Origin of the sequence: Methylovulum psychrotolerans, assembly GCF_002923755.1 — a bacterium.
GTDB classification, from domain to species: Bacteria; Pseudomonadota; Gammaproteobacteria; order Methylococcales; family Methylomonadaceae; genus Methylovulum; species Methylovulum psychrotolerans.
On record NZ_PGFZ01000004.1, the window covers coordinates 419452 to 427264 of the forward strand.

Here is a 7813-nt window from a genome sequence, read left to right on the forward strand (position 1 = left end):
GCATTTTCCAAGATGCCTGTCAAAGATCAACAGAATCCCGAGCCGTTATTTGGATTTTCTCCACAAGTTCCATGATTTGCTGGTCTAGCCTAAAGCGCAGTTCCCATTCCAAAGCCAAATCAGCAGGTAAGCTGTCGATACGGTGATGTTTGGTATAACTTTGTTTCAGCAACTCGTGGATATCGGCAACCTCAGTCCAAGTTTCTTGTTGCCCGCCTTGCAGCATCAATGCCGCATTCTCCAACTCGCTTGCCAAAGCCTTATCGAAAGCGCGGCTATATTGTTGCAACTCATCAGGAAAATGGCTAAATTGCTGCCCGCTCAACAAACGATAGCGGCGCCGAATCTGTAGCAGGCCAGACAACTTTCCGGCGGCTTCAATCAACGCACTCAGCGTTGTCCTTTCATAGATTTTGTGGCTTAATTTGGCATCCGGTTCCAGTATCGCGTGAACCACCAAATCCTGAGCCGCGGCCAAATCTTTATCTGCCGACAAACGTAATGGCAGGGTATGCGTGAGTAACACGCCTAAATCCGGCAATCGGGCAGTCAGCTTGGCTATGGTGTGCAATGCGGCTATGCTATGGTGGCGGGCAAGCACAATCGAACGCCGCGGCCATAGCGCGTAATCGAGCACGCCCATCACGATAATGCCCAGAAAAATGCCGGCAACGCGGTCACGCGGCAAATAAAGATCGGAAACCGGGCCAAAATCATGTAACACGAACATGGCGAACGAAAACCCCAGTTGCCTGCCCAGATAAGCGATACGCTCACTACCCGAGGAAATCCAAGCAGCCAAAGCCCAAAACGGCGCCGTTGCCAGCGCAAAGCCCGCTACCGTGTCAAGCTGGGACTGGAAAACCAGCACGTAAAAATAGGCGCACAAGCCACCTACAACCGCACCCGACAAACGCAATAGCGATAAACGGTAGTCGGCGCCAAGACTGGTCTGCGCGGCAACCAGACAAGTCGGGATGGCGGTATTGATAGCTGGCCAACCTAAACTTTCCACGATCAATGCACAAACTATCGCCCCTAAAGAAAATTTAATGCCAAATTGTAAGCTATCTGCATGGGTGGCCCAAAATGCATAGCCAAACCAAGCCGGAAACCAACGGCCCTCTGTTTCGTCATCGTCCGTTTCGCCAGCCAAAGTTGGCACGTCCGTATCGGGCTGATGCAAGTCATGCAGCAGTCCGGTAATCCGTTGCAGTGCCCGCCACATAGCCGTTAATATCGAGGGGTTGGTTTGCGGCGCATAACTATGCAGCACCGCGTCGGTCAGCAGCGTACCGATTTGCCCGGACACATCGCGTGATTCCTCCACGCCTTGCCGTAACATTGCGCAGGCACTTTGTAAGGCCAGATAGACATTTAACTTCTCCTGATCCATCGGTTGCCTACGAAACGCTGGTGTCAAGGTCTGATCCAGCCAGATGGCGATCTGCCGCAGGCCATCAATTTCCAGCAATAAGGCAAGATAAGTGTCGTGCTGCTGATGTGTGGAGGGATGTAGCAGTTCCGTGTTGGCCAGCAATACCAAAATCTTACCCAAGCTGTCTGGGATGGTATGCTTTGGCATAGCCTGTGTCTGAAGCGTCACACCGCTGTCGGCCAGACGTGTACTTAAAATAGTTTCCACGGCCGCCAATTGCGCCGCGATACTTGCCTTCAGTTGTTTGAGCGGGTCTTGCGGTTTAATGGTCAGATGCACCACTGTCCATGAACCGATAGCCAATACGCCGATAATAGGGATATTCCACAACGCATTGTAAATGCCTTGTTCGGGCGTGCTTGGGCCATACAACACCGCTACTGAATACCATAGCGCGATACCGGTAGGCCAAGCGATCAAGCGGGCATGAAACAGGGCTACCGCTAAGATGATAAAAGACAGGGGCAGCAACAGCCAAGCATCATTACCGGCAAACATCAGCGTCACTACCGATATTAAGGTAGTGACGCTAATATATCCCAGTTGGCGCATCCCGAACGCCAGGGATTGGCCGGCATTCGCATACGCGTCGTAACTCAGGCAGATCAGCAACGCAATCGCCCCCAATGGCGGCACATGCAGGGTTTGGCTGACCAAAGCAATGATTAGCGAAACGATGAACAAACGCAATGCGGCAACCCGCCGCCCCGGAAAATCCCTAAGTTCAGCTATCAGGAATTGTGTCAGGCTGGTGCCGAACCAGAGGCCGCCGCGCCTTTCGTTCGGCACCGAAGCGGGCTGCGGGCCGCCGTTGCTCATCGCGAAACAGGGGTTTTACTGACTGGCGTAAGCTCCGGCAGTTCGGAGAGGCGACCTAGAACGGTGACAAAGGCGGTCATACCCATGCGTAAAGGATGATCGGGATCCCGTTCGGGTATCTCAATCCGAACTTGGAAACGGGATGCCAGAATAACCCAGTTCAACGTGCGCTGAACCTCCGGCAGTACGCCTTGCTGCTTGATATTATCAGGAGAATTCGCCCAGCCTATGCCGGTCACGACACCCCGGTAGCGTTTGCCCGGATAACCGACCAAGAATACTTCCGCTTCCTGGCCTGGGTGGATAGATTGCAAATAGGTTTCTTTAAAGTTGGCAATGGCATACCAATGGCGGTCATCAACCAGAGCAAACATTTGCGTTCCGGCTTTGGCGTATTCGCCCTCACGGGTATTCAGGTTTGTGACATAGCCATTGAAAGGTGCGCGTACTGAACAGTATTCCACATCAAGTTCGGCGGCAGCGACAATCGCCTTAGCCACTTCGGTACGCGCATTGACGTTGCCGGACTGGGCAATCAACGATACCGCGCCACGGCTCTCGCTTTTGGCCTCGGCAATGGCACTTTGAGCCGACAGCACTTTGGCGCGGGCATCCGCCAACTCAGCGCGTGAAGCGGCGTACTTGGAACGCGCTTGCTTGAGTTGGTCTGCCGTGACGTATTGCTTCTCCGCTAATGGCTCAAGGCGTTCCAAATAGCTATGCAGATACTCATCTTCCGCCTCAATCCCTTTAACTTCCGCTTCGGCAGCCGTGCGTTGGTGTTCCAGCCGTCCGATGGCGATTTCTGCGGATCTGCTGGAGGCACGCCGTGAATCCACGTCTTTTTCCGCCAACAGCAATTCTGCCTTGGCCTGGTCCAGTTTGGCCTGGTACGGGCGCGGATCGATAACGTACAGCAGATCGCCCTGTTTAACATACTGATTGTCTTCAACATGCAGTTCGACGATACGGCCACTCACTTCCGGTGCAATGCCGACGATGTCGGCCCGCACCATCGCGTCGTTAGTACGGGGATGCTGATAGTTGATGCGCCACGCCAAAGCCCCAGTTACCAGAGCGCCGAGTACGATTAAGATACCAATGAGCCGTCCTAGCAAGATGCGGCGCTTAAGATTGATAACATGGTTATCCATTGGCTTGTTTTCCATATTGGGCGGCTCCGGCATTTAGGTCGAGTAAAATAACAACCAGATGGAAAAAGTGCATAACGCCCATAAGCTCGGCACAATCAACAGCGGCGATCCCAGATGCGCGGCCAGCCGGTATCGCACCAATTGCCACATCAGCACCATACTTGTCGCCAAGCCAGCAAGGATGCAGATAATCCAAGCGGGCCAGAATGAACCCTCAATACTCAGTATCGGGTCGCAAGCCGGCAAAAAAACCGCCAAAACCGCCAGAACCCCTGATTTTTGCAATATCGCTTTGGACATCATAAGCTGTAACTAAACGAAAAACTCAATTTCGATGATCTTAATAACAACATTTGCTTGGTTTTGATTTGGGTCGTGTATCACTCGGATGCTTATTGTTATATTATGGGCGTAATTTTTCTGTTGAGCCACTCAATTAAGCGGACAAGCAGTTATTTATCCCACAACAGATCTGGCATTTGAAAAAATGGTTTCACGTTTTGCGGCATTACTGGGTTACCGAAGCAGCAATTTACCATTATGCCTAGCCTACTTGCTACGGGGCGGCCAGTTTTTGGCAATGGCTTTGGCGGTGGCATTAACAGCCTGTATGTCGCCAGGCCCCCTGCCGTTTAGCAACCCTTATGGGGCGGCTCCGGCTGACCCTGCCGCTTATTGGCAGGGCGAGAGTACCGCCGGTATGCAACAAACCGCTATATCCAGCCATCCGCCTGAAGAAAGTCCGGTCGATACCAAGCTAACTTACGATCTGCCTGCGCTGGTCGATCTTGCCCTGAATTGCAACCCGGAAACCCGGATTAGTTGGGAAGAGGCAAAAGCCGCCGCCGCTAAGCTAGAGAGGAATCGCGCTGCTTGGTACCCGACTCTAACGGCAATGGCGTTCGGGCAATATTTCAAAACCAGTTTCCCTATCCCCGGCGGGGCGCTGACTAGCTATGGCTATTCTTCTTTGGGCAGTTTAAATTTGGCATGGACATTGTTCGATTTCGGACGCAGGGAGGCGGTGATCGACGCGGACGTACAACGTTTGAGCGCCGCTAATTTTACCTTCAACCGCAAACATCAAGAAATTGCCTATCGGGTCGCCAACAGTTTTTTTGCTTATCAGGCCGTCCTGGCTAAAGTAACGGCGGCGCAGCAAACATTGGCGGCAGCAAATGCCGGTACCGCGTCAGTCCGGGCGAAGCTTGACCAAGGTCTGGCGACGCGCCCCGACGTGCTGTTGGCGGTCCAGGAGCAAGCCAAAGCCAACTATGACCTCCAAGATGCCCGCGGTTCGGTCATTCAGGCAAAAGCCGATCTGACAACGGGCCTGGGCATCTCGCCCTCTTATTCCTTGCGGCTAATAGACCTGAGCAAATTGCCGTTACCCGCAGAATTGGTGCAGTCGGTTGAAAAAATTGCCGATCAGGCTTTGGAACAACGCCCCGATCTGATGGCACGGCTTGCACAATTGCGTGCCCGCGAAGCGGAAGTAAAGAAGGCCAGAGCCGAATTTTGGCCGAAGGTCTCTCTCGGCGGTAGCTTAGGTAATCAATACTGGGGCGATGTGCATACGACACCGCCCGGTTATGGGAGTTATTCGGCCAGCAATCTGGTCGGCACGGCATTGCTGACGATAGAATGGACGTTGTTCGATGGCTTTGAGCGCAGCAATGCCGTCCATGAAGCCGAGGCCAAGAAACAAGCCTCCAAAGCCGAACTTGAGGCCTTGCGCCTGGAAATCATCCGTGATATCTGGAAAGCTTACGCCAACACCAAGACTATGTTGGAAAAACGCGAATTTGCGCTAGCCTTGTTGAAAGCCGCTGAAGAATCATACGCCGCCACCCAAGAATCTTATAACCATGGCTTTTCCACGGTGATAGAACTGTTGTCCGCGCAAAAAGATTTGGCACATGCGCGTTATACCGAAATCGACAGCCGCGCCACCTTGCTACAGTCCGCTGCCACCTTGGTTTATGCGACCGGCAATCAAGGTAAGGAAGAACGCAATGCGGGTAGTGAAACGTTTGGCCACCGTCTGCCATAGTGAAGGTAACATGCCGTACGGAAAGGCGGGTTCAGTCAATTACGGCTGGACAATACCGTAAAACATAGGCGGGGCGGAAGCTCCCTCGGCTGCTCAGACACCATCCGGCCTAAGCCGAAGTGGAAATGATTTTTTATGCGCCAATTTTGGGCGGCTCTGTATCTGGACATCAACGTCAATACGTTGCATACTTAAGGATAATAAGGCGGCTGTGCGTCCCTGGCGCCTGCCGCAACAGTGCGCACGGACAGATAGCCCGGCAACACATTAAAAAGCTTAACATTAATGACACTCTCAGAAGTGAACCGATACAATAACAATTGGCAAAAAAGGAATGCTTAATATGATTATCAACGAACAAAAACAGGGTGACATAGATATTGTGGCTTTATCTGGCCGCTTTGTGATGGTGGAGGCATCCGAAGTACGCGAGCGCTTAAAAACGCTCATTGATGAAGGGCAGGGGCTACTGGTGATTGACATGGAGCAAGTCACGTTTATAGATTCCAGTGCTTGTGCCGTACTGATTTCGGCATTTAAAGCCATGCAAATAAAATCTGGGCGCTTAATATTGGTCACCAGTCCGATGGTGCAATCATTAATTGAACTGACCCGCCTGCATACCGTTTTTGAAATTCTGCCGACCCAAGTGGCGGCCTTATCGGCATTGCTGGGCGATTGAATTGGCTAACGCACTTTTTTAAAAACCACAACCCTAATCTATGCATATTCTAGTTGTCGAAGATGACCCGATCACGCGGCTCATGATCCAAGGTAGCTTGAAAAAATGTGGCTACGATATTATTGCCACCAATAACATCAATACGGCAATAAGCTTGGTTTTAGAGGGGAATATCCAATTCGTCATTACTGATTGGTTGATGCCAGGCGGTAACGGTACAGAGCTGTGTGAGCAAATACGCGCCTTGGCATTGCCGTTCTATATCTATATTATTTTAATCACCGCTCTTGAGGATGCCCAGTCGGTGGTACAGGGCATGGATGCGGGGGCGGATGATTTCATACGCAAACCCATCCAGTTTGACGAATTGCACGCCCGCATCCGCGCCGGGGAGAGAATTTTGCTTCTGGAGCAAGAACTCCAAGAAAACAATTTGCGCCTGACTGAAACCAGCAAAAAATTATTGGCGGCGAATGATATTATCAACCGGGATTTGAAAATGGCGGCGGCCATGCAGCGTAGCTTACTGCCCGATGCCGCAACCCAAAACCAAGGCATCGCCATCGACTGGCTATTCCATCCCTCAACCCATTTATCGGGCGACATTTTCAATTTTTTTCCGTTGGATGACCACCATTGTGGATTTTATATCATCGACGTGGCGGGACATGGTATTGCTTCCGCCATGCACTCGTTTACCCTCAGCCGCTTATTGTCTCCCGACACCCACCAAGGCAGCAATTATCTAAAACATAGCCTGCCAAACGCACCGTACCGCCAAGTTGTACAGACTGCGCCTGCTGTTGTCTCTGCGTTGAACCACCAATTCCAGACTGACATCAATAATATCCTCTACTTTACGATGACTTATGGCGTGATTGATACTAAAGCCAAAACTATCGAACTATGCCAAGCCGGACACCCCCCCGCACTGTATCTGCACCAACAACAACCGACAGAATTGATTGTTAATGGCGGCTTAGCAGTCGGCATTATTGCCGATGTCCATTATGAATCCATCGTACTCAACTACTGTTCTGGTGATAGGCTGGTTTTGTATTCTGACGGCATAACCGAATGCGAATCACCTGCCGGAGAAATGTTCGGTAGCGAGCGTTTGCGGATAGCCGTGGAAAAAACCCGGGGGCTACCTGTAGCAGAAGCGATCCGTTTGTTAGATAGCGACATCCATTTATGGCGCGGCGGAGCCGATTTTGAAGATGATATTTCTTTGTTAGTTTTAGAAATGTAAGGTAGCGGCTTAGTTCACTGCTTTTATTAGACATCTTTCCTAAATGTTGCCATACCTCAGGTTAACCAGTGCGGCCACCAGGCTCCATGTCAGGGAGTAGTTTTTGTGTTTTCCCCGGTAAACGTCCTTGACGATCCTAAAAATCTCGCAGCGGCGGTTGACATGCTCAATCAAAACACGCCGTTTTGAAAGGACTTCCTGATTAGCAAGATGCTTCAGCCGAGCGGATCCAAACCTCTGGGCGAGGCCCAACGGCGATGGCGGCAACAAGCAGGCGCATGGGAAGCTTATCGAGCTGGAACCTGCGGTTGAAGCGATAGGCGAACGCCCCCAGATAACGCGAGGCATATTTTGCGAACCCAAACGCATGGTAAGCACCACCAAGGCTGGTCTTAAGGTTGCCCAGTATGGTATT

General features: G+C 51.6%; 7 protein-coding genes. 3 read left to right on the forward strand and 4 right to left on the reverse strand.

What is annotated here, in order from left to right:
- Window positions 1-19: 19 nt before the first annotated feature.
- From AADEFJLK_RS11760 to AADEFJLK_RS11770, 3 genes are read right to left on the reverse strand one after another with little or no spacing between them, the layout of a single operon-like run.
- Entirely contained in the window at window positions 20-2257 is a 2238-nt protein-coding gene (locus AADEFJLK_RS11760) for an FUSC family protein (RefSeq protein WP_088618600.1), read from the reverse strand.
- Window positions 2254-3411: an efflux RND transporter periplasmic adaptor subunit gene (locus AADEFJLK_RS11765; RefSeq protein ID WP_249028029.1), complete on the reverse strand. Its 1158-nt coding sequence runs from the start codon at window positions 3409-3411 to the stop codon at window positions 2254-2256. Before AADEFJLK_RS11765 ends, AADEFJLK_RS11760 begins: the two co-directional genes overlap by 4 nt.
- A 33-nt stretch (window positions 3412-3444) precedes the next feature.
- The gene (locus AADEFJLK_RS11770; RefSeq protein ID WP_103974397.1) at window positions 3445-3714 is read right to left on the reverse strand and encodes a YtcA family lipoprotein; all 270 of its coding nucleotides are present in this window, start codon (window positions 3712-3714) and stop codon (window positions 3445-3447) included.
- 184 nt (window positions 3715-3898) lie between these two features.
- Here AADEFJLK_RS11770 and AADEFJLK_RS11775 point away from each other — a divergent pair, with 184 nt between their 5' ends.
- The 3 genes from AADEFJLK_RS11775 to AADEFJLK_RS11785 all read left to right on the forward strand — a co-directional run bounded on the left by AADEFJLK_RS11775 (window position 3899) and on the right by AADEFJLK_RS11785 (window position 7398).
- Entirely contained in the window at window positions 3899-5464 is a 1566-nt protein-coding gene (locus tag AADEFJLK_RS11775; protein ID WP_249028030.1) for a TolC family protein, read from the forward strand.
- Window positions 5465-5807: 343 nt separating this feature from the next.
- Window positions 5808-6146 (forward strand): STAS domain-containing protein, encoded by a 339-nt coding sequence (locus AADEFJLK_RS11780; protein WP_170065096.1) that lies wholly within the window; start codon window positions 5808-5810, stop codon window positions 6144-6146.
- Between the two features lie 40 nt (window positions 6147-6186).
- Window positions 6187-7398 carry a SpoIIE family protein phosphatase gene (locus AADEFJLK_RS11785; protein ID WP_103974399.1) on the forward strand — a complete coding sequence of 404 codons (1212 nt, stop codon included), beginning with the start codon at window positions 6187-6189 and terminating at the stop codon, window positions 7396-7398.
- A 202-nt stretch (window positions 7399-7600) separates the two neighbouring features.
- Here AADEFJLK_RS11785 and AADEFJLK_RS11795 read toward each other — a convergent pair.
- Window positions 7601-7813, reverse strand: a 213-nt coding sequence (locus tag AADEFJLK_RS11795) for a transposase (RefSeq protein ID WP_146054568.1), incomplete at its 5' end; no start/stop codon positions are given.

Excerpts from the sequence above, each read along its gene's own strand:
- AADEFJLK_RS11760 (WP_088618600.1), bottom strand. The coding sequence starts at position 2,257 with ATGAGCAACGGCGGCCCGCAGCCCGCTTCGGTGCCGAACGAAAGGCGC.
- AADEFJLK_RS11765 (WP_249028029.1), bottom strand. The coding sequence starts at position 3,411 with ATGGATAACCATGTTATCAATCTTAAGCGCCGCATCTTGCTAGGACGG.
- AADEFJLK_RS11770 (WP_103974397.1), bottom strand. The coding sequence starts at position 3,714 with ATGATGTCCAAAGCGATATTGCAAAAATCAGGGGTTCTGGCGGTTTTG.
- AADEFJLK_RS11775 (WP_249028030.1), top strand. The coding sequence starts at position 3,899 with ATGGTTTCACGTTTTGCGGCATTACTGGGTTACCGAAGCAGCAATTTA.
- AADEFJLK_RS11780 (WP_170065096.1), top strand. The coding sequence starts at position 5,808 with ATGATTATCAACGAACAAAAACAGGGTGACATAGATATTGTGGCTTTA.
- AADEFJLK_RS11785 (WP_103974399.1), top strand. The coding sequence starts at position 6,187 with ATGCATATTCTAGTTGTCGAAGATGACCCGATCACGCGGCTCATGATC.